21 protein-coding genes are annotated in these 18,561 nt (G+C 56.3%); 2 read left to right on the forward strand and 19 right to left on the reverse strand.

The window, feature by feature from the left end; translation table 11 throughout:
* Window positions 1-614 precede the first annotated feature (614 nt).
* From NFS22_RS19915 to NFS22_RS19935, 5 genes are all read right to left on the reverse strand, one after another.
* Complete coding sequence (locus tag NFS22_RS19915) at window positions 615-944, reverse strand: hypothetical protein (RefSeq protein WP_251319466.1); 330 nt, start codon at window positions 942-944, stop codon at window positions 615-617.
* Window positions 945-1,022: 78 nt separating this feature from the next.
* Entirely contained in the window at window positions 1,023-1,502 is a 480-nt protein-coding gene (locus NFS22_RS19920) for a hypothetical protein (RefSeq protein WP_251319467.1), read from the reverse strand.
* A gap of 172 nt (window positions 1,503-1,674) precedes the next feature.
* Complete coding sequence (locus NFS22_RS19925) at window positions 1,675-2,385, reverse strand: DUF434 domain-containing protein (RefSeq protein WP_251319468.1); 711 nt, start codon at window positions 2,383-2,385, stop codon at window positions 1,675-1,677.
* Between the two features lie 37 nt (window positions 2,386-2,422).
* Window positions 2,423-2,830: a hypothetical protein gene (locus NFS22_RS19930; RefSeq protein WP_251319469.1), complete on the reverse strand. Its 408-nt coding sequence runs from the start codon at window positions 2,828-2,830 to the stop codon at window positions 2,423-2,425.
* A 53-nt stretch (window positions 2,831-2,883) separates the two neighbouring features.
* Entirely contained in the window at window positions 2,884-3,633 is a 750-nt protein-coding gene (locus NFS22_RS19935) for a hypothetical protein (RefSeq protein WP_251319470.1), read from the reverse strand.
* Between the two features lie 116 nt (window positions 3,634-3,749).
* Between NFS22_RS19935 and NFS22_RS19940 the strand changes: the two genes are divergently transcribed.
* Together NFS22_RS19940 and NFS22_RS19945 are read left to right on the forward strand one after the other, a co-directional pair.
* Window positions 3,750-4,085 (forward strand): hypothetical protein, encoded by a 336-nt coding sequence (locus NFS22_RS19940; RefSeq protein WP_251319489.1) that lies wholly within the window; start codon window positions 3,750-3,752, stop codon window positions 4,083-4,085.
* Between the two features lie 104 nt (window positions 4,086-4,189).
* Window positions 4,190-4,546 (forward strand): hypothetical protein, encoded by a 357-nt coding sequence (locus NFS22_RS19945; protein ID WP_251319471.1) that lies wholly within the window; start codon window positions 4,190-4,192, stop codon window positions 4,544-4,546.
* 354 nt (window positions 4,547-4,900) lie between these two features.
* On the opposite strand, the gene NFS22_RS19950 is transcribed toward NFS22_RS19945, so the two are convergent.
* The 14 genes from NFS22_RS19950 to NFS22_RS20015 form a co-directional block, all read right to left on the reverse strand.
* Window positions 4,901-5,155, reverse strand: coding sequence for a helix-turn-helix domain-containing protein (locus NFS22_RS19950; RefSeq protein ID WP_251319472.1), 255 nt, complete (start codon window positions 5,153-5,155; stop codon window positions 4,901-4,903).
* Window positions 5,156-5,158: 3 nt separating this feature from the next.
* A complete protein-coding gene (locus tag NFS22_RS19955; RefSeq protein ID WP_420908894.1) occupies window positions 5,159-7,006 on the reverse strand; it encodes a type IV secretory system conjugative DNA transfer family protein in 1,848 nt (615 codons plus the stop codon).
* A 4-nt stretch (window positions 7,007-7,010) separates the two neighbouring features.
* Window positions 7,011-8,447 carry a DUF3991 and toprim domain-containing protein gene (locus NFS22_RS19960; protein WP_251319473.1) on the reverse strand — a complete coding sequence of 479 codons (1,437 nt, stop codon included), beginning with the start codon at window positions 8,445-8,447 and terminating at the stop codon, window positions 7,011-7,013.
* Between the two features lie 78 nt (window positions 8,448-8,525).
* On the reverse strand, window positions 8,526-9,155 hold the full coding sequence (locus tag NFS22_RS19965) for a hypothetical protein (protein ID WP_251319474.1): 630 nt from the start codon (window positions 9,153-9,155) through the stop codon (window positions 8,526-8,528).
* Between the two features lie 272 nt (window positions 9,156-9,427).
* Entirely contained in the window at window positions 9,428-10,153 is a 726-nt protein-coding gene (locus NFS22_RS19970; RefSeq protein WP_251319475.1) for a Fic/DOC family protein, read from the reverse strand.
* Window positions 10,146-10,343: an antitoxin VbhA family protein gene (locus NFS22_RS19975; RefSeq protein WP_160233605.1), complete on the reverse strand. Its 198-nt coding sequence runs from the start codon at window positions 10,341-10,343 to the stop codon at window positions 10,146-10,148. The genes NFS22_RS19970 and NFS22_RS19975 overlap by 8 nt, the downstream gene beginning before the upstream one ends.
* A gap of 54 nt (window positions 10,344-10,397) precedes the next feature.
* The gene (gene mobP3, locus NFS22_RS19980; protein WP_251319476.1) at window positions 10,398-13,112 is read right to left on the reverse strand and encodes a MobP3 family relaxase; all 2,715 of its coding nucleotides are present in this window, start codon (window positions 13,110-13,112) and stop codon (window positions 10,398-10,400) included.
* A gap of 20 nt (window positions 13,113-13,132) precedes the next feature.
* On the reverse strand, window positions 13,133-13,540 hold the full coding sequence (locus NFS22_RS19985; RefSeq protein ID WP_023348693.1) for a hypothetical protein: 408 nt from the start codon (window positions 13,538-13,540) through the stop codon (window positions 13,133-13,135).
* Window positions 13,541-13,950: 410 nt separating this feature from the next.
* The gene (locus tag NFS22_RS19990; protein WP_251319477.1) at window positions 13,951-14,682 is read right to left on the reverse strand and encodes a hypothetical protein; all 732 of its coding nucleotides are present in this window, start codon (window positions 14,680-14,682) and stop codon (window positions 13,951-13,953) included.
* A 77-nt stretch (window positions 14,683-14,759) separates the two neighbouring features.
* Entirely contained in the window at window positions 14,760-15,311 is a 552-nt protein-coding gene (locus tag NFS22_RS19995) for a hypothetical protein (RefSeq protein ID WP_023348691.1), read from the reverse strand.
* 135 nt (window positions 15,312-15,446) lie between these two features.
* Window positions 15,447-16,151 (reverse strand): hypothetical protein, encoded by a 705-nt coding sequence (locus tag NFS22_RS20000; RefSeq protein WP_251319478.1) that lies wholly within the window; start codon window positions 16,149-16,151, stop codon window positions 15,447-15,449.
* Entirely contained in the window at window positions 16,148-16,423 is a 276-nt protein-coding gene (locus tag NFS22_RS20005) for a DUF6103 family protein (RefSeq protein ID WP_251319479.1), read from the reverse strand. The genes NFS22_RS20000 and NFS22_RS20005 overlap by 4 nt, the downstream gene beginning before the upstream one ends.
* 20 nt (window positions 16,424-16,443) lie before the next feature.
* The gene (locus tag NFS22_RS20010) at window positions 16,444-17,682 is read right to left on the reverse strand and encodes a hypothetical protein (RefSeq protein ID WP_251319480.1); all 1,239 of its coding nucleotides are present in this window, start codon (window positions 17,680-17,682) and stop codon (window positions 16,444-16,446) included.
* A 13-nt stretch (window positions 17,683-17,695) separates the two neighbouring features.
* The gene (locus tag NFS22_RS20015; RefSeq protein ID WP_160636526.1) at window positions 17,696-18,538 is read right to left on the reverse strand and encodes a DUF6329 domain-containing protein; all 843 of its coding nucleotides are present in this window, start codon (window positions 18,536-18,538) and stop codon (window positions 17,696-17,698) included.
* Window positions 18,539-18,561: the final 23 nt, after the last annotated feature.

Here is an 18,561-nt window from a genome sequence, read left to right on the forward strand (position 1 = left end):
TCCTCACCCCTTATTCCCTATTTTATCATCTTTACATGAAAAAGTCTGCCGGTAGGCAGACTTTTTCGACAAGCTGATATATCCTTTAGGATATTCATAAATGGGGAAAGGACAAAATTGGACTTGCTTATATTAAGGATTAAAAACAAAAGCACAATTATCAATTCGCTTAAAAGCCACAGGAACACTACTATGCAATATACACACCCTAAAAGTGGAAGTTTATTTCGATCCTCTGGTGCTGTTTCAGAATCTTTTGACCTGGTACGTCGAGGAGAGATTAAAATGCCTCGTAGTTTTTTGCTCCGAACTCGATAATAAAATTTCGCTGATAGTAAAAAAGGAAAATAGCAAGAACAAAGCCGTTCCAATAGTATCGTTGGGATTGCAAAAAAAGGCCAACTTATGAGAATCCCTATGCAGGTCTCTAAATCCATCGCAACTAACCTCCGAATTGGACTGAACCGTTTCCACAATCAAAAAACGTCATCCTTCGTTATTATCCAGTTTATTACAACAGCTATCATTTTTCTACCGCTATTTCACCATTTCTTTTCATTTCAAAGGAAACGTTGGGATAAGGACATATTTGAATGATTTCATCTAAAAATCTCCTACTTGAGCCGTTGGTTAATTAGGTCTATCTCATACGTCAATTCTTCGAGTTCATCCCCAGAAAGAACATGACACAGTTCAGAAGAGAATAGGCAATTCAATTTATTTATATGCTTTCTAAAGAACCTCAACTCATCGGCTGAATGGAAAGCCGCCCTGTAAAAAAGAGTGCTATATACAGCCAATGCATCCAAGCCACCTTCGGATATTTGTTTTCCAAACTCATATAAGCATCTATCCACAGATTGCCTTATTGTAAAGTTTTCTGCAATAATGTACTCGTAAAACGCCTCGATAACATAATACTTTAGTTTATAAAACTCGCTCATGCTTATTGTTCTCCTTAAACACCGCCATCACTCATCACTCAGCCTGCGTGACCGAGGTACGCATGGGCGACACCGGCTTCATCGTTTCTGATGCTTCTGCCAACGGCGTAGGCCAAGGGAATAATCTATCATGTAAAGTAAGGGCATTCCTGCAATGAATATCCAAAAACATTCATTTACAAATAGAAACTCACAAATAGATATTAGATTTGTCACAAACGGTGAATAAAGAAAATCCGACTCCAAAAGCACAAGCGCAAGAACTATAAGCAGAATTACAATCTCGCAGAAAAGCCAAGGGAAGATGACTACACAATAAATACATCCTAAAAGCGGAAGTTTATTTCGATCCTCTGGTGCTGTTTCAGAATCTTTTGATCTGGTACGCCGGGGAGAAATCAAAATACTTTGCAGTTTTTTGTTCCGAACCCGATAATAAAATTTCGATGATAACAAGAAAGGAAAATAGCAGGAGCATAAATTTTCGAGCAATATAGCTATTATCGCAAAACAGACCCATCCCATGATAGGGGGCAAGCAATTTTCAATCGTTATCATAACAAAACCACCTCCTGCATCTGTATTTAGTCTACCACAACAGCCGCCATTTTTCCACCATTTTTCATGGAAAGCGTATGACAAACCGGCACAGACGGGAGCCGGAACGAGGGCCGGGCGCAAGGGTAACGGGTTTGCGCACCTGCCCTTGACAAAAAGCCTAACAGAAATTTCAGATGTATGATGGCTCCAGCCGCAGGACCCACGCCTCCGGGACGGCCTCCTCAATCAGCTCCCGGTTCAGGTTATACCAGCTACCACACTTGTCCATGATGATGGCGTCTGTGGTGACTACGTTCTCCAGGCGTGAGAGAACGCCGTCCACGCTGGGGTGCAGCTTCACTTGGACCCGGACGCCCCGCTCCGCCGCCTTGTCCAGCAGCAGCGCCCGGAGGCGTCCGGAATTGGACACCTGCTGATCCAAGTAGAACAGGGCCTCTCTGACACCCAGGGCCTCCAGCCGGGCCAGCAGAAGCTCCACGGCCCGCACCGTCTTGTCCACGATGCGGTAGCTCCCCCGCAGCCCGGCCAGATCCCGGATGGTGCTGTCCATTCCCTCCAGAAGCAGAGAGCCGGACAGGGCCACCTCCAGGGTGATGATGGTGTTGAAGCCGTCCAGCACCAGGGCCTCCGGGGCCTCCCGGAGCCGCTTCCGTTCCCGCTCCTCCAGAGCGGCGCGGGGAGAGGTAATCCGGGCCAGGGCCAGCCGCTGGCGCTCCGAGAGCAGGTGGTGGTTGCCCACGAAGGTGGAGGCGGATTTGGTGTCGTATCCCCGGTCCAGCAGGAACGCCAGCTCCTGGGCGGCGGCGTTCAGCTTGTCTGCGGCCTTGGGGCCAAATTCGGTTGTATCTTTCGGCACATAACCGCGTTTGACAGTTTCCACGATTGCCTCAATCCTTTATACAAATGTTAGGTCTATTTTAGCAATTTGTTTCATGGAGCCTATGGCAGTACATTTCAATCTCACCTGATGATAACATCTCTTGGAGAACAGCCCCTATGACTTCTTCCGACATTTCAGATACCAAGATCATTGCCTCTGCACAAAAGTAAGAACCGTTTAGGCATTCACCAGACCGCTGATTTTTCTTTCTCAGCGTTTCAATGTTCTGGTAGGTGAAGAAGGTGGCACCCCATCTGCTCCCATCGTTCAACTCAAAAACGACATCCGAATTGCTGTCGAAACGGTCTGTTGAATCTTGAGACTCTAAAAACTCGAACCAGATACTTTTTATTGCCAGCTCCTGAGTGGCGGCCAGCTTGGCCGCAGCCTTGAGGCCAAATTCGACGGTATCTTTCGGCATATAGCCGCGTTTGACAGTTTCCATGGCGAGTTCAGCCCTTCATATCCTGTTTCTGATGCACTTGGATTTTATTTCTGTTACACACGGGAAAAAAGTAAATCATTATCTGTTTTGCAGATATATGATAACTCTCGTATATAAAAAATCTCCACCACCTCTGCGCATGATATCGGCAGTTTCGCATAGTGCTCGATATTTTCACGCGAGGAACTTTGTGCCCCTTTCCTTAATTTGCTGGACGCGTTCCAGAGCCTGAATTCAGATGAACCTTCTGGTGGTAAAACCGCAAATTCTACGAAATAGGCATGAGAAACAGATCGATTTCCTCCTTGAACGCAAAACTTTTTATAGAGTTTTTGGGGCATTTCGTAGATTACTTCAGGGTAGCCATTTTTAGTTGAATGGTTGCGGATAGCAAATCGGTAATAACATGAGTTATCTCGAACACCATATAACCTGCTGCTAACGATATACAATTCCCCAGTTCTTATAATCAATTCACCATTCAATATACGCTTTAGATTACGTTTTATTTTAATAATTGCATATATGGACATAAAGCTAAGACCGAAAGGAGCCAAAGTAAACAGCAAAAAAAGCGGTGATTTCATTCCTTCAAGGCCTTCCCCACTAGAATGTATGATAGCAAATGGTACTATGAAAAAGAAGAAAGGTAACGTTCCATAATTTAATAAGGTTGGAACATATACTTCTGCTGTTCTTTGACTGCCCTGTATTTTGACCGACTCATAATGCCCCCAAATTTTCATGACTAAATCAAGCCTTTCAAATTTCTTGCTTTGATTATACCATCTTCCTTCTCCCACTTCAATCAGCTTTCAGAAAAGAACCACCCAGCCTCTTGCCTTGACAACCCCGTTGGCAGGGTCTACTATAAACGCAGAGAAGCGCCGGCGGGCGCTGTTGAACAGGAGGCGGTTTTATGAAGTATGTCCGGCGGATCGTCTACTGCCTATTGCTGACGGCGGCGGCGAATGCCCTGCCGCTGGTCTGGCTTCTGTACGCAGAATGGTCAGTTTCTGGTGCCGGGTGGCTGTTTCTTCCTCTGGCGGCGGCGTTCCTTTGGGTGAATCTCTGGCCTATTCCGAAGTCCGGCCCCACTAAGCGCATCCAGCGGTTGGCGGAGGGCTGTGAGCTGCTATGGCTGTTCTTCGTGACCGCTACGGCCACCGTCCTGCTCCAGCTTCTCTGGCTGGCGGTTCACCCTCCTGGAGCCCCAAGAAGCGGGGGATCTCCCACGGGGATGTGGTGGATCTGAACCGGGAGAACATCCGGGGCTTCGATGTACGGGAGTTCTATGTAAAGCTGGCGGCAGATTTGAAACGCCGGGGGTATTGAGGTACATATATAGGGAGAGTAATTATGCGATATAATTCATGGGATGAACTAAAAAAGGAGACCCCGTTTTATGACGGAGAATGGGACAGTGACAAATTAAAGGAATACTTGATTCAATCGTGCAACCAAAACTTTCATCTGCAAATTGATCTTTACTTCGCGCAGTTTCAGAGCGATGGAGGCTTGGCAGATTTGCTGTTTGAATTTTTGCTGAATGAGGACTATGATGGATCTGACTGTCAAATTGGTGCTGCCTATTATATTAGCAGGTTAGACAGGAGCGTGCTGAAAGAGCGTAAGACGTTAGTGTTGAAGGCACAGGCCAATGAAGTGTTCTGGCGCAGGCCCTTCCAAACAGATGATTACTTAGAGTGGATATAAAACTATTTTTTGCTAGAAAAATGGGCTAAAACACAGCTTGCAACCCATAGTTGCGGAATAGTTGGTAGCAGCAACACGGCCTGATGCCGTAAAATCGCCCCATGGGGAGGTGATTTCATGGCTGCGGGATTTTGGGGTATGTACGGCTTACAGTTCTGTCAGATCCTTGTCTGCTTTGCTTGGCTTTCTGCCAGAGCAGTGTCTATCCTAACGACCGTTAGAGCGTTTTTGTCATTTTCTCTGTCTTTAACTCTCCCTTAGAGTGGGTCCTTCTGGTTGGTTCACAGTGGACCTACCCTCGGTTCTCCGCCAGGGCGCAATGACCCCCTGGCGGAGAACTTAAATTTTGTCACGCTACATCAGCCGGTACAAATTTGAGCTGAGGCTTCCATTCTCACGAAAGCGCCGCTCCTTGGAGATTAGCTCCGCCCTGCACAGATCGTCCAAGGCCCGCTTGACGGTAGAGCGGGACAGCCGCAGCTCGGCGGAGATCGTGCGTATCCCCGGCCAGCACTTGCCCTCGTTGTCGGCGTGGTCCTTCAGGTACATATACACAGCCCTTGCTCGGTGGTTCAGATCGGATTGATAGATCTTCTCGAAGTATCCCATAGACTACTCCTGCCCCCCATCTGTGCGAACGACCACGGGGGGAGGAGGCTCCCGCCTGGTGCGTCTGGCCTGGGCGTAGGACGCGCCGCCTCTGGCAGTTGGAGTTTTCGGAGGAACCGGGGGAGCGGGAGGGGTATCGCTCTCCGCTGGCTGTGCGTGGTGACAGCGGAAGATCGCCTGCTCCAGCTCCTGCTTGTTGGCATAGGCCACGGTGCGTGCGGCCCGCTCCGGCAGCAGATACGGATCACCGAAGGAGATGCCCCAGTCCAGGAAGAGCCTGAGCCGTGTCTGCATGGGGTGCGTCCCCGTCTTCATCACTACAAACTGGCCCTTTGGGATGGACTTCAGCTCATCCGGCGTCATGAGAGGCCGCTCCATCATCTGGAGGGAGCGGCTGGCACTGTCTTTCCCACCGCCCTTGCTCACCGATCCGCTCATGACGGTGCGGCTGCCCAGGGCCTTGGACAGCACCTCGGCGGTCTGAGAGTTGGGGGCGAAGCCGCCGAAGATCGTGTCCTGTGTATTGTCTACTATGATCTCCGCGCCCTCCTTGCCGTAGTTCTTCTCCAACTGGGCAAGGCTCTGGATGATAGGCACCAGGGTCAGCTTGCGGGAGCGGCCGGCGCTGAACAGAGGCAGGATGTCGAAGGCGGGCATGGTGCCCAGCTCATCGCAGAACAGCACCACCCGGTTGGGCAGCTTGCCGCCGTTCTCGTCCGCCACAGAGAACAGCTCACGGGACAGCGTCTGGATCATCAGGCCGGCCATGAAGTTCTTGCTGGGGTCTTCTTCCGGCAGAACAAGGAAGATGGCGGACTTCTGGGAGGCAAAAGCTTCCGCGTCAATGGCACTGTCGAAGCACAGCACCTGCTCCAGCTCGGAGTCCAGGAAAGCATTCAGCCTGGACAGCACCGTGGACATGACCGAGGCCATGGCCTGCTCCGCCGAGTTGAGTGCGGCGCCAGCGAACCACCGGGCCTTGTGCGTGTCGGGAAGTGTGTCCATCATGACCTGAAAGCCATTCTTGCCTTTGGCGGTCTTGCTGGGCGCCAGCAGATCCTGCACCAGCTTGAACACGCTGACGATGTGCCGCCGCTCCTGGGGAGCTTCCTCTGTGGGCGGCAGATATTCCGCCAGCAGGAGGACTACCGCTGTGAGCAGTCCCTCAGCGGCATCGTAAAAAAATGCGTTCTGCCCGTAGTTTGAGGCGTCTCCCTCCGGGTTTATGATAGTTTTCGCCAGAATTTTGGCGTATTTCTCCGCCTTGGCTCTCGCCGCCAGATTGGACGGCTGTTCCCGGCAGATGTCCATGTAGCGGTTGATGAGCGTGAGGAGGTTGTACCCGTCTGACCTGGTGGGATTGCGCAGGTCGATCACCGCCACCTTGTAGCCGTAGTGCTGCAAGGCCACAGCGCCATAGTTCCGGGCCAAATCCCCTTTTGTATCAAGGGCCAGGAAGCTCATCCCGCTGGCGCAGGCGTACTCCATATTGGGGTACAGAAAGAACGCCGTTTTGCCCACACCGGACGCGCCGATCATCAGGCAGTGGATGTCATCCGTGTCCACCAGGGCGGTGACGGCGTTCTTCTTCCCGACACAGCCCAGCACCAGCCCCTGTGCTTTAGGCAGATTCTTGCCGGAGCGCCACTCGCTCACATGGAAGGGGATGTGCCGGTAGGTCTGCTGGATCTCCTTCCTGTTGGCCCAGCGGGCGGTTCCATGCTGGCCGTCGCCAACCGTCTTGGACTTGATGTTGTCCAGATTCCCACTTCCGGAGAAGTGCGTGGCGGCGGCGATGAGCAGAAGCATCCCGCCCGCCAGTAAAATTAACATGATCGTCTGCGGCGTCATAAATTCACCCCATCTCTTGTTGTAATGCCGCTTGTTCCTGTTTCTGCTGCTGTTTCAAAACGTCCGCCTCATACTTGACGGATATCTTTGCGCAGGACAGCGCCAGCTCCAGCCAGCCTTCCGTCAGCTGTCGTTTTTCCGCCTCACTGCGGATGCCAGGCTTGGAGGCCAGCTTCAAAACAGCATGAGCCTGTTCCGCCAACACAGCGGTGCGGCTGTTCAGGCTGCTCCGATTCTGGTGGGGATGGATACAGCTCCGCAGTTGCTCCAACAGTTCCTCACTGCTATGTGGTTCACCCAGCTGACGCAGCCCCCGGCCATAGGCGTACAGAGCCAGCGCCGAGGCCAGCTCGATGCAGGTCATGGCTCCCTCCGGGTAGTCCCTGCGGAGATTCATCTCATATCCGCAGAGCGCATTTGTCAGCTCCCGGCCTACCCGTTCTGGAATGACACACTCCTCCATGTAGACTCCGATCCTGCCGCAGACCTCCGAAGCGGCAATAAGCTGGGGATGCTCCTCCGCCTCCTGAGCAGGGAGACCACGCCGGGCCTTGAGATCCTCGTTCCAGTCCTTGTGTTCGGACTGGAGCATCCCCACATCGTCATAGCCGTGTTCATGGAGGATCTCCGCCAGCCGCCCGCTGGCCTCGATGCCCGCCTCGTCGTGATCCAAGCAGAGGCAGACGGTGCGAAGGCCGGGGTTCTGCTCCAGCATCCAGAGCATGGCGTGTTCCGCGGTCCCACACAGGGCCACAAAGCTGTGTTCCTGCCAGCCTCGGGGGTAGCGGGAGAGGAAGGACATCAGGTCAATGGGCGCTTCGAAGACATAGAGGCGGTTGCTGGTCCCGGTGTAGTGGAAGCTGCACCGGGGATCGCTGCCCTCCACGTTGATGCGGAAGGTTTTGCCGAGGCTGTTGAGGCTGCGCTTGTGGGCGTGGCGCGGGACGCCGTTTTCATCCTTACCGACGAAGACGGCGTTGTGATACTCTCTGTCCTTGAATTTCTCACAGCTCTCATACAGCAGTCCCGCCCGGACAAAGGCATTGACCACGTTCCGGTCCAGGAATCGGTGCTTGAGCAGATAGGCGTACATCCGCCGCATCTCCTGACCGGCAGAGGGCAGGGCAAATTCCTTTTTGGGTTTTTCTTTCTGCTTTTGGGCGGAAGCGTAGACGATTCCCTGTTCCCCGCCCAGCAGACAGGTGATGGCCTCTGGGTAGGAGAGGTTATAGAACTGCTGGACGAAGGAGATGGGGCCGCCGCCTTCCTTTATGGCATGATCGTACCACTCATTGCCCTGGATGGTGATGCTGTGATCACTGGCCAGACGGTACTCCAGCCCGGAGCGGATCAGCTTCTCCCCCTGATGGCGGAGGAACTCCACCAGATCCACCTCGCTGGCCCGGAGCTTCTGCTCCTCGGTAAAATGGATATAGGGCATTTTCTTCACCTCCTGATAAACGCAAAAAGCCAGAGCGCCGTGTCTGTGGCGCTCTGGCTCTGATTGGTTTTGATATTCTTATGACGGGGACGCCGGATCATCCTCCTGCTGGGGGAACGTAGGGAAGACAACGCTGGCTGCGGACGCCTGCTGTAACTTCTCCCAGATGGATTCACGGTAGATCCCCGCGCCCTTGATAGCGGTTTCGGACAGGTCGAAGCGGTAGTATTTCGCTGTGTGATCCTCCGTCCAGTACGGGTAGGTGAAAAGATAGAACCGTTCCGCCTGCTCGTGACCGGCAAGGTAGAGCAGAAGCTGTGGCAGGTTGATGTTGCCGCAGTGGGCAAAGACCCGGCCTTCCCGCCAGCACATGAACTCTCCGTCATAGGACGGCTTCCCCTCCTGCCGCATCTGGCGGAGGGCGTTGGCGCGTATTCTTTCGATCTCTGTGTGAGCAAACCGCTTCCAGCGGGTTTCCCGCGCCAGCTCCGAGTAGACCTCCATCATCTCGCTGTCGCTCTGGATGTCGCTGTCGTAGGGATAGATGTGTTCCGTGACCGTGATCTTTCCATACTCCAGCAGGAAGAGCGTCACCGCCAGAGAGTGTTCATCCGCCAGGATGGAACCACGATCCCGCCCGGAATAGGAGTTCATGATCTCGTCCAGACGCTTGGCGGAGTCAAAGTCACTTGAAAAGTTCAGCTCCATGTGGTGGCCTCCTGTAAGAATCTCTTTTGAACATTATACACGGGAGAGCCCTTTCGCACAAGAGGCCGCGCCCCCATGCGAGACTTTTGGAGATCCTCTGGAGCGGCGGTCATCGGAGCTGCTGGACCGGCTCCTCATGGTCGTCGAGCAGATCCGTCTCGCTGGCCCGGAGCTTTTGTTCCTCAGTAAAATGGATATAGGGCACTTTCTTCACCTCCTTGACAAAAAAACTCAGAGCGCCATAGGGCGCCCTGAGTTTGCATTTCATATGTTCAGTTTTCTCGTTTGTAGTGCGGCTGGGGGACATAGTCCTCATTTTTATACTTCTGATATCGCTCTCGCCGCCGTTGCGCCGATTCAATTGATTTTAGAGAGTCTTCATCATAGAGGATCGGTTCATCACAGACAGCGTCCAGCAGGATTCTCTCCAGATGCTCCCGTTCTGCGTATTGTTCCAAGCTGGCCATGACAAAGGCGTCCCGGACGTATCCGGCACTTTCCGCCATCAGCTCCTGGTCCATATAGTAGCCATGCTGTTCTGCAAAGAAGGTCAACATCATAACGACTGTTCTGGTGTTTCCTTCACGGAACGGATGGATCTGCCAAAGCCTTGGAAAGCATTGCGCAAGGTAGTGGACAAAGGCGTCCCGAGAAAAATCCTTCCACTTGAGTAAGTGAATCGACTGAAACGCCGATTCCAAGTCCTGCGGGATATTCTCGTCATTGCTATACCACACGCTCCGCCCACCCAACAGGCGTTCTCTCTTTTCGATATTGATGATCCGATACTGCCCGGCCCATGAGTAGACTCCACCAAACAGGAACTTGTGTATCTCACACAGACCCGCTGGAGAAAAATTCTGGAACCCTCTTTTGTAGAGGACCATCATCTTGGCCCGAGACTGTTCCGCCTCCACCAGGTCGAGAGTCTTTTCATCCAGAATATCCAGTTTGTTTCGCAGAACGGTACTGCCCTCATAGAGATATGGATCAGCCATTCCGCCGCACCTGCTCCGCTAACTTTTTGTGAGATTCCAAAAGAGCGGACAGCATATCATCATCGCCCAGTTCCCCTCTTGCCCAGCGGTAAGATAATTCTCGGGCATACTCAGAAACCGGCACACCCTCTATCGCATTGATAGCGTCCGCTGTTTTGACCGCCGCGACACGCTTCTGCTGCATCGTCATTGGAAATCACCTCGCCGTTAGTATATCACAGGCGGCTATAAAAATAAAGTGTCATTATTTCAGTTCGATACCTTGTTCCTCATGGTCGTCGGGCTTGTGGCCCATGGCGATCTTCTTCTCTCTGATCTTTCTCCTCAGCTTGCTGTCCACAAAGGAGATCCCACCGCTGGGAGGCGGGGCCTGCTCCTGGAAGATGCGGCCCATGTGGTGGAGGAGCCGGGTGGCGCTGGCGAAGAGAGAGGGAGAGTCGTCCATGTGGTCGAGAAAATATCGGGCGTACTCATTGCCCTGTTCCGCCGCCAGTGTGAACCAGCGGACGGCGGATTCCCTGTCCTGGGGAATATCCTTGCCCAGCAGGTACAGCTTTCCGAGGGCATACTGGGCGTACTGGTTTCCCTGCTCCGCAGACTCCGTCAGCCAGCGGACAGCGCCCGCTGTATCCTTTGCCACGCCATCGCCGCACAACAGCAGCTTGCCCAGCCGGTACTGCGCGAACTGGTTTCCCAGATCAGCGGACTGTTGGAACCAGCGCCGGGCGGCGGCGGGATCGTCTGCCTCCAGACGCAGCTTGCCCAGGGCGTACATGGCGTACTGATTGCCCCGCTCGGCTGCCTGGGAGAACCAGATCACCGCCTGGGTCATGTCCTGCGCCACCGGCCCGCCGTCACGGTACAGCCTTCCAAGGGCGTACTGAGCGCAGTCCAGTCCGGCCTCCGCCGCATGGGTCAGCCAGCCCACCACCTGACGAGTCTGCTCCGGCTTGGCAGAGGGATCTGCGAGGATGTGCTTTGCCATCTGATACTCCGCATAGGTGTTTTTCAGTTCAGCGGACTTCTCCAGCCACTCCAGCGCGGCGGTCTCATCCCGCTCTGTCCCTACGCCATGGAGTAGCATCCAGCCGATGCGGTATTGGAGCCGGTCATCGGGGCGCTGATCTGCCAGCGTCCGGAATCCGTCATAGGCCGCGGAGAAATACCGGGCGGCCTGCCGCCCGTCCGCCGCACAGCCGATCCCGTCACGGTATCGCTTTCCCAGCTCCCAGGCGGCGTAGGGGAACCCCTGCGCCGCAGCGAGTGTGTACAGCTCCAGCGCCTTTCCATCATCCTGCGGCACACCCTTGCCCCGGCTGTAGAGCCCAGCGAGAGAGTATTGGGCGTACTGGTAGCCCCGCGCTGCCGCCTGGGAGAACCACTTCGCCGCCGCAGTGTCATCCTGCTCTGTCCCAAGCCCCCCGGCGTACATCTTACCGATGCGGTACTCCACATAGCGGTTGGGGCGCTGCCGCTCCACGGTCTGGAAGGCGGAGAGTGCCTTGGCGTACCACGCATGGGACTGCTCCGCGTCAGCCTCCACGCCTGCGCCGACCGCAAGCAGTCTGCCCAGGTCATGCATGGCCAAGGCGTTGCCGCCGAGGGCTTCCTCCATGAAGAGACGGCAGGCTTGCTCGTGATCCTGGGGCGTATCGTCATCCCCGTACAAAAAAGACCGCGCCCGCTTGTATCTATCACTCCACACCACGGCGGGTGGCGCTTCGCTGGCCTCCTCCGGCACATCCGAACCTTCCGACTCCGCTTCCGGCTCGGGGCCGGCGTCCTCGCCGGCCTGGGGTGGCTCCTGGATATCCGCCGGCGTGAACACCTCGGTGTGCTCACCAAGCCGCGCCGCCTCCTCTACCACCACATTCTTGATCCGCTTGAACTCCGTCTGCCGGGAGAGAGGGAGCCGGTCTGGAAGGTCATCCTGATACGTCCGCAGCACTTCTTCCCGCAATTGGTACCACAGGTCATAGGCGGAGGAGACACGGGAGTCCTTTGCCAGCTCGTCCACGATCTCGTCCACCACAGCCTTCAGCGGCGCCTTGAGGTAGCCGTACTGTTTTCTGCCGGAGGTGCTTTTCAGCCGCTGAGCCAGCTCTCCCATGAGCTGCTCGATGCGGGGATTCTCCAGCGTACCGGAGAGCATCTGCCGGATCAGCTCCTTCATGACCTCGCCGGACTGCCGCACCAGATCATCCCGCCGCTGGGTCTGCTGCCGGTAGATCTCCGTCAGCTCCTGGCGGAAAATATTTTTTGCCAGTCCGGACTTGATCCTGGCGATGCCCTCCTTATCCAGAAAGCCGGAGCGCCCGTCCGCGCTGTAGCAGACCATGTGGACGTGTGGATGCGACCCCTCGTCGTGGTAGGAGGCGTACCAGCGGAACTGCTCCCATGGGATATTCATAGCGTCCGCGATCTGCGGAGCGTAGGTGGAGAGGAGGGCCTGCCACTGTCTGGCGTTGTCGTAGCCAAGGCGGGCGGCGTCCTCCCGGCGCAGGGAGATGATGGGCAGCCACACGTTGCCGGGGTGGTTCGCCACCTCCTCCGCGATCCTGGACAGCTCCAGCGCATCGCCTGTGCCGTTGAACAGACCATGCGCGCCGAGCCGCTCCGCACGAGGGCGCTGGGCAATGTAGCTGACGTAGTTCTCACGCTTGGCGATCTGGTCGTAGTTGTCCTCGATGGCTCTGGTGATAAACTCCGAGGCGGCGGCGCGGGTGGGGGAGGACTGGTAGTCCTCGTACTCGAACATCCCGCGGCACATGGGGAAGTCCCGGAGGAGCCGCTCCACCATGGCCCGCTGCTTCTTCGTGGCAGGCTGGCCTGCCTTGTCCGGCTTGAGGAGATCCGTACCGTCACGGGTAGCGACGTAGCGGACGTAGTTGTTCAGGTGGGCGGCGGCTCTCTCTGTCCCCGGTTTGATGTAGGGACACTTGAATATGATCCGGGGCATGGATCGTCACTGCCTTTCTGTCACACGCCGCCCCGCTGGTACTCCACCGCCTTGTCCAGCGTGATGCTGCCGCTGGTCTTCTTCACGTTCTGGACGCACCGGCCACGGAGACTGCGGAGCGCGTCGTCGCTGATCTCCATCCCCGCCGCCAGCACATTCATCACCATGTCCAGTTCCACCGCCAGCTTGAAGAGCAGACGGCAGATGCGGTTCTCCGTGTCCTGCACAGTGCCCCGCAGGACGGAGGCCAGCGCGGGTGGCAGGTAGGCGGTGGCCTCCTGACCGGAGACGTATCCGGCATAGAACCGGATGGCCCTCTCGATGAACTCGTTTTGTGTGCGGCAGTTGTCCCGCGGACACATCTCTTTGACGAGCTGCTGAGTCTCAGGTGAGATCCGTAGCGCAAACTTGATTTTTTCTCTTGGCATAATGTTCCTCCTGAAATCCGTAAATATCCCCGCCGGGAACCCGCAAAAAGCGGGCAACGGCGGGCTTTTTGTGAAAGCAGACCCCCGAGCTGACCCCAGGGGGTGAAAAATGACCCCCGCAGGAACGTCCCCGACCCGCTCTGCGGGGCGGTGTTCCCCGCGGGTCGGGGCGCTTGCGACCCCCGCGCTTTATCCTGCACTTTTTTCGACCCCCCGGTTCACCTGCACATTTTGGGGACGCCGATTTTCTCTCTTTCGCCACACGGCCGCGCAGGGCGGCGTGTCAGTCGGGAGGGGCAGGGATGCTGCCCTGTCGGGCCGGGCGGCACACAGGGGCCTCGCTGTGGCGCACAGCGGGGGAACAAGAGCGAGGGCCGCTCCGCATCGGGAACGGCCCTTGACGCACCCCGCTACACCGTCAGCTGCATCCCGCTCTGGGCAGGTCCCTGCTTCTGACGCAGCTCCAGCCACAGCGGGTTGTACTCCACTGCCGTCTGGCTGCGGTCAGCGTCGAAGGTGAGACGCGCGGCTGCCGCAGGGCAGCGGGAGAAGACGGCGGACAGCGCCTGAGTCATATCTGGATCGCCGCCCACCAGGATCTTCTTTGCACCGCCGTTGGCGTCCAGCACCATGTCCGTGGTGAGCGAGAGCAGAGCGTCTGTGATGGAGATCTGCCGGTCGTGAGCGTACTGCCGCGCAGACCGCAGAGCAGTATCAGGATCGAACGTGCCGAAGTGCAGCGTGTGGAAGCACCGGCTGTGTCCGCCCTCTGTCACAACACACAGCGCCAACGGACTGAGTTCCTCCATGTCCCGCGGACAGTGGAAGCACATGAGCATTCCCAGGTCTGCCATCTCAGCGACGTCCTGGAGTGTGTTGCCGCTCTCCAGATACACAGCTGCCGCCACCATTTCACCAGGCAGGGCCGCCGAGCCGTGTTGGATGATCTCGTAAACGCTCTGCGTGATCACGGCGGAGAAGTGCCGGGAGACAAAACTCATGCTGTTGAGCAGCTCCCGCACTCCGTCGCAGGCTTCTTCCTGACCCAGCTCCTGCCCAAACGCAAACAGCGCGGCAGTGATCTCAGGGTCAGGCTGGGGTACCAGAGCGTTGAGTTTTCCCTCAAAGGCTTCTTTCGTCATTTAGCATCCTCCATTCTATCTGAGCGGGGCACTCCTGGCAGGAGCGCCCCGCTGCTGTTGGTGTAGTGATCCAGGGATCAAGGTGAGAGCATCTGACCCGGCTGTCCGGCGATATGGTCCGCTGCCTCCTGGAGGTGGAGCGCCACACGCACATCCTCCAGTTCCGTCCGAAGATCCTCCACGCTCACGAATCCTGCAGCGGGGATTTTGGTGGTCAGGAGCATATCCTCCAGCCCACCCATCTCTGTGAGCGTTCTGGCTGTTTCCAGGAGCGTCTGACGATAGTCCTCGGGAGCATTCACCGCAGTCTGAAACAGCATCCAGACCGCATTCAGCTGGGCGGCGGCATCCGGCACCGGGAGCAAGCGGTCTGGACTGATCAGGTGGGGTGTGTCCTGCTCTGTGGCAGTATACTGGCGGGCGCTCTCCATCTCCCGGTCGATCCACATCAGGAGCGGTATGACCTCTTTACCCAGTTCACTGGCTGCTGCGTAAACATCCAGCCCTGTCCGAAGCCGGAGAGCGGAATCCAGTGCCTCCGCGTCGGCGTTCAGAAGAGATACTGTTTCATGGGCGATGAGGGTACACAGGTCAAGGGGCGTGAGCGCGGATCTGGTATTTGCTTTCATGCGTTGTTTCCTTCTTTCTGCATTTTATTTTTGGGGGGAGCAGAAACACAATGGCACACTTTCGCCGTGAAAGCTATTCAGCAAAGCCAACGAAAAATCGGGTTGTCAGATTAGCATAGACGCAAAAAGTCTATATCACATCGTGGGCTGTGTGGGCGGTGCCATCTCCTCCGCGAAGGAGATATCCCGCGCGGAGAGGTGACCCGCCGAGGTGAGTTCTTTGCCCTCCAGCTTTTCCAGGAACCGGGACATATACTGTTCCGGCCTGAGATAGCTCTTACGGTACGCATGATAGACGGCGGTGGAGACATCCTGCATGGGCCAGGTCTTCCAGCCGTCAGCATCCACGGTGGAAACCTCCCGCTTGTCGAAGTCCAGATCGAACACGCCGGTAATCTTATCAGGCGTCTCTATCCGCAGTGCCAGCAGCTGGTCATACTGCTCGGCGGTGACCGGCTCCATTCCAGCGAAGGCGCTCGTCTGGAGCGCAGCGATCCCCGGCCCCTGCTCCTCACGCAGATACCGGCGCAGGAACTTGGCGATCTCCAGGATATCCTCCGTCCTGTCCAGCTGGAAGAACGACCTTTCTCCATTCTCCCGAACACAAAACGCCGTATACTTTCGGGCCGCTTCCTCCGCCGCCCGTGCTTCAGCTTCCTCTTTGTCGAGGCGGGTACGGATCGCCTCCTGTGTCTCACGCGGGACTAACGCCTCATACATGTCCAGGAGCACCCCCTGCATCCGTTTCTCCACGGTGGTGCCCTGCTCCACCAGTACAGAGGAGAGGGCGCTCAGCTTATACTCCTGGAACCATACGTCCAACTGCACATAGTTGCTCATACGCCGCCCTCCTTCTCATGCTCCGTGGGGGCGGACGCCGGTTTGAGCGCAGCCGCCTTGGGCTGGTTGGGACGGGGCGGACGCTTAGGCCGGGTGGGCGCGGACTTGGCGTCCAGATACTCCCGCAGCGGCTCAGGCACCGTCTGCTCATAGAGCAGACGCAGGGCCTCGTCCATCTTCTTCTGCACTGTGGTGTTGTCTTTTTTCAGATAGAACACCAGCGCTTCCATCTTCTCGCTGTCGAAGGAGACAGTGATCTCATTTTTCTCCATACTGCTTTCCCTCCTCTGCTCTACATAGTGGGTCCTGTCTGGATCGGAGCGGGTCCATCCCGATACTGTGCTGGCGGCTCCGGCAGATGTTCTCCGTACAGCGCCACACAGAAAGCGTCCATCTTCTGTTTCAATGCTTGCCGGGTTTCATCTGGAAGAGTACAGGAAAACCACTCGTCGCCACCAGGAGACCTCACCACAATATCCAGTGTGTCATCGACCTGGCCTGTGTGTTCATTGTAGGAGGTGTACGCCTGAATATAGGAGTCCTCAGCTTCACTGGACAGCTGTTTGCCAAACACCTCTTGTTCATCGGCAAGGACGTCAAGCTGGAATGTGATCCAATTCCTTTCCGCACCGATCAGTTCCTGAATGTCCAGATCCTCAGCTGTCAATGCGCGGCTCCCCTGGAGGAATGGATACTGTATTGACATCCATCCCGTTGCTTCCGGTATGATCTCCGGTTTTGCCATTTCCAGTGTGTCGACTATGGTCATCTGGTAGGGACCGCTCAGCCAGCGAACGCCGTACTCATCCAGGAACCTGTTTCCGGTTCGGTTCATGATCTCCAGGTCGAAGTCAGAAGCGTCAACTGTCCCCAGCGCGGAGGGCAGACCCCGCCCCACATAGACCACGCAGAGGGCAGCCCAGTTTGTGATCTCCGGGTAGTCCCGAACCGCGCCCCGGTACACTGAGGACTGCTTGACTGCCTCCTCATCCTTGACGCAGCCAGAAACAAAACCGCTTGCCCAGTGCGGTCCGGCGTCTCCACCCAGGACGATGTGTGTGAAGCGGATAGGCATCTGAGCGGTCATACGCACCAGCGACCGCTCCGCCTCATTTCGGGCGAGGTCAAGACGGTTGTCTTTGCCAGTCCAGGGCAGGTGGGAGGCCATGTCCTCCAGCAGTTCCCGCACCACATTGACCTGGCGGCGGCGGTCGTCGCCGGTGTCCTCCAGCGCGGTCACGAAGTTCCGCAGATTCTGGATGGTCCCTCTCTGCAATTGGAGAGAGGCGGGCACAGCCGCCGCGCTGCCGCCGGCCTGTTCCAGCTCACGGTCGAACTGCTCCATCAGCTTCGGATCGGGGACCTGTTCCTCCAGCCTTGCCATGCCCTGGAGGATGGCGTCTATCCAGAGGCGGCGCTGGGCCTGCCAGGGGGGAGCACCCTCCGGCTGGTGGCGTTCCCATCCGTTTTGGCGCTCGATGGCGTAGGCGGTGAGGCCCTCGGCCACGAGGGGGATATTGAACCTGTTCACAGCTCCGCACCCCCTATCCCATCACAGGCCCCATGGACTGCTCCGCCTCCATAAAAGCGTCGTGGGCTTCGTTGAACCGCACCAGTTCCTCCGGGTCTACGCCGGTGAGTACGATCTCTGTCCCTTCAGGCGTGTCGCAGATCTCAGACACACGGGCATTGAGCAGGGCGGCATGATCCTCCTGCCCGGCGTCCGTCAGCTCACACAGATTTTCCACCAGCACCGACTGCTCCGCTTCCTCATGGCACAGGAACATCAGCCCGCCTCCTTTCAGCATGGGAAGCAGATCCTTCAGGAGAAGCTCAGGCGCTTTCTTCTCCTGGAGCTGCTGGCAGTATTCCGGATGATACTCCACTTCGATGCAGCCGTCGTGCATATCCACCGCCGATACTTCGGGGCGCTGCTTCAGGGCAGCTCGGAGCATAGAGTCCAGCCCGCTGCCCTCCTGGATTGTCAGATCCAGATGCTCCTCCAGATCCTCGAAATAGACACACCAGTTTCCGCTGGTAGTATTCTCCGTCCCCCAGCGGATGATAAAGTCCGCCGCCCGATCCATCTGAGCGTTGACGATGTCCCGCATTCCGGGAATGTAGGCCGCGAGGCGGGCGTAGTCATACTTCTCCGCGTCAACGAGCACCCCATCATTGCTGCCCTGGCCCAGCGCCAGCAGGCAGTGGATGATACCGTTCCTGTGGAACATACAGCCCTTGTTCTCCCGAATAAACGGCTGCTCCACCAGTGGGGTGATCTTCAGCCGGCAAAAATCCTCATGGGACAGTTCCACCACTTTTTCGATCTGGCAGTCGTCCATCTGAAAATTGACCGGCTTTTCTGTAAAATTTGCTTTGAATTTCATAGTGCGTTTCCTCCTCTCTGCAA

The organism is Flintibacter muris, from assembly GCF_943192995.1.
Classification (GTDB): Bacteria; Bacillota; Clostridia; order Oscillospirales; family Oscillospiraceae; genus Lawsonibacter; species Lawsonibacter muris.